The sequence below is a fragment of the Mesorhizobium sp. M0514 genome, from assembly GCF_040321145.1.
Taxonomy (GTDB): Bacteria; Pseudomonadota; Alphaproteobacteria; order Rhizobiales; family Rhizobiaceae; genus Mesorhizobium.
Genome location: NZ_JAMYQZ010000186.1, coordinates 1 through 3,002, shown reverse-complemented (window position 1 = coordinate 3,002; position 3,002 = coordinate 1). Strand labels below are relative to the sequence as shown.

General features: G+C 64.2%; 2 protein-coding genes. Both read left to right on the top strand.

The genetic code is table 11. From position 1 onward, the window contains the following. Positions 1-63: 63 nt before the first annotated feature. On the top strand, positions 64-1,506 hold the full coding sequence (locus NKI61_RS32625) for a hypothetical protein (protein WP_023746520.1): 1,443 nt from the start codon (positions 64-66) through the stop codon (positions 1,504-1,506). A 152-nt stretch (positions 1,507-1,658) separates the two neighbouring features. Further along, positions 1,659-2,963 (top strand): ABC transporter substrate-binding protein, encoded by a 1,305-nt coding sequence (locus NKI61_RS32620; RefSeq protein ID WP_023689191.1) that lies wholly within the window; start codon positions 1,659-1,661, stop codon positions 2,961-2,963. Positions 2,964-3,002: the final 39 nt, after the last annotated feature.

The following is a 3,002-nucleotide window of genomic DNA, read 5'->3' as shown; positions in this document are numbered from 1 at the left end:
TTCTTTACCCTTGAAAGTTGGCGAAAGCCCCGGCGACATCCAATCTCCCCCCTTGCGGGGGAGATGGCCGGCAGGCCAGAGGGGGGTGTGAAGGATCGCATCAGGCTGACATATGTCGCCTGCTCCCCCACCCTCACACTCCTCCCCAACCCTGCCTTCGCCCACGCCTCCGACCGCGGCCACGTCCTCCTCCTGCCCACCGGCTACTACATCGCCGGCGGCGCGCTCGCCGTCGCCCTCAGCTTCCTCGTCCTCGCCCTGCTGCCACCCGCAACCCTCGACCGCTTCTGGCGCCGCCGCCTGCCGCTCTTCCCATTCGCCGACACCGCCCGCACAATCATCAGCCTCATCTCCTTTGCCGGCTTCGCAACCCTCGTCGCCGCCGGCCTGTTCGGCAGCCGCGACCCGCTCTCCAATCCGCTGCCCCTGATCATCTGGACGCTGCTCTGGGTCGGCCTTGCCATCGCCCAAGGCCTGTTCGGCGATCTCTGGTCGTGGCTGAATCCATGGTATGGCCCGTGGCGGATCGTAAGCCGCCTGTTCAAGCTTCGTGGCGGTGAGGGACAGAAATCGCGTTTGCCTTCATGGCTCGGCCGCTGGCCGGCCGTTATCCTGTTCTTCGCCTTCGCCTGGTTCGAACTGATCTACCCGGCGCCCGACGACCCGGCGCGGCTTGCCTATGTCGCTGGCCTCTACTGGTTGCTTACCTTCATCGCCATGCTCGCCTTTGGCTACCGCGATTGGAGCCGGCGCGGCGAATTCCTGACGATCTTTTTCGCCATGGTGGCTCGTTTCGCCATCGTCGAGCGCGATGAACACGGTCGCCTCGCTCTCTGCTGGCCGGGCTCAAAACTGCTCGGCGCAGCGCCCCTGCCGGCAAGCGGTATGGCCGTCCTGCTGCTCAGCCTGTCATCGGTGTCCTTCGACGGCCTGTCGAAAACCTTCTTCTGGCTCGGCCTGTTCGGCATCAACCCGCTGGAATATCCCGGCCGCACGGCGCTCATCGGCATAAGCAGCTTTGGCCTCGTGCTGACCTTCGTCCTGCTCGCGGCGGCATTCCTGCTGGCCGTCATACTCGGCCAGCGCCTTGCCGGCAGCCGACATTCCCACGGCGAGGCCGCCGGGCTGCTGGTCTGGTCGATCGTACCGATCGCGCTCGCCTATCATGTCGCGCACTATCTGACGGCGCTGCTGGTCGACGGCCAGTATGCGATTGCCGCTTTGTCCGACCCGTTCGCGCTGGGATGGAACCTGTTCGGCGCCGCCGACATGCAGATCGAGGCCGGCATCGTCGCCGGGGCCCACTCCGCCTGGTGGCTGTGGAACCTGCAGGCCGGCATCATCATCGCCGGGCACATGCTGGCGGTGCTCGTTGCCCATGGACTGGCCTGGCGACTGCACCAGGTGCCATCGCGCGCCGCCCTCAGCCAGTTGCCGCTCACCATGCTGATGATTGCCTACACGATCTTCGGCCTGTGGTTGCTTGCCACGCCGACGGCCGGATGAGACAAGCTGATCCACATGCCTTTGCGGAAAGCCCGCTTGCAAGCTCTGTGCTTTGGTGATTTAGTTTGTACACATGCAATTTCTGCCCCTCCTGCAAGGGAGTGGCCTTGCCTCGTTACAGACAGTCAAAACTCAAAAACAGGGGAACTGCCGTGACTGACAAGAATGGGTTTTTCGATCTCTCCAAATCCACCCTTAGCCGCCGCACCGCGCTGAAAGGTCTCGCCGCCGGCGCCGGGCTGACGCTCGCGCCCGGCTTCGTCCGCTACAGCCAGGCGCAGAGTTCGGCGCCAATCAAGATCGGCTTCCAGTCGCACCGCACCGGCATCGGCGCCGCCTATGGCCGCTGGTATGAAAAGACCAGTGCCGCCGCGGTCAAGGCGATCAACGACGCCGGCGGCATCAATGGCCGACCTGTCGAACTGGTGATCGAGGATGACGGCACCGATCCCGGCCGTGGCGCCGAGGTGGTCGGCAAGTTCGCCACCCAGCACAAGACCGACATCGTCTTCGGCACGCTGTTCTCGCATGTGGTGATCGGCTCGGCGCCGGCCGCCGGCGAAAACAAGATCCCGTATTTCGTCGTCAGCGAAGGCCACCACGTCGCTTCGACCAAGCTCAACCGCTACGTCTTCCAGCCTGGCATCACCGATGTGAAGAGCCAGATCCAGTCGATGGCGCCGTGGATCGCGGCCAATGCCGGCAAGAAGGTGACGCAGATCTTCCCGGATTTCGCCTTCGGCTACGACCATCGCGACTACCTGCCGCCGGCGCTGAAGGCGCAAGGCGCCGAGGTCATCGCCCAGATCGCCATCCCGCCGACAGAGTCGTCTTTCACGAAATACTTCCCGCAGATACCCGCCGAGACCGAAGTCATCTACCACGTGATGGTCGGCCCGGCCGTGCTCACCTTCGTCAAGGAACTCGGCGAGTTCTACGGCTCCAACCGGCCGCAGCTGTTCGGCTTCATCGATTCGCTCGAAGCCACCGACATCAACAGCCCCGGCCTCGAATTCCTGGACGGCAGCCATTTCTGGGAAGGCTCGCCGCGCTATGCCCAGGCCAATGACTCGGCCGCGCAGAAAGCCTACCGCGCCGCCGTTGGCATCGACGAAAATGGCGCTGCCGTTGGCGACCCCAAGGACGTCTCCACCGCCGCCCACATGTTCGGCTGCTGGGAGACGCTCTATGTCGTCAAGAAGGCGATGGAAGACGCCGGCTACAAGGGCCCGGAAGACCGCGCCAAGCTGGTCGAGGCGACCGAGGCGCTGACCGAATTCGCCGAAGGGCCGGAGCATCCGCAGGGGCCGAAGACCTTCAACGGCAAGATCCACCAGTGTTTTGGCATCCAGAACATCTCCAAGGTCGAAGGTGGCAAGCTGAATGTCGTCCACAAGACCAAGATCGAGGACGGGCTTTACGAGGCCGAAGGGGATTATACGACGCAGGCGCTGTGAGGCGCCTTACCCTCCCCCTTGTGGGGAGGGTCGGCACGC

What these genes read in the sequence shown, in the direction of transcription:
- NKI61_RS32625 (WP_023746520.1), top strand. Translation starts at nt 64, where the DNA reads ATGGCCGGCAGGCCAGAGGGGGGTGTGAAGGATCGCATCAGGCTGACA.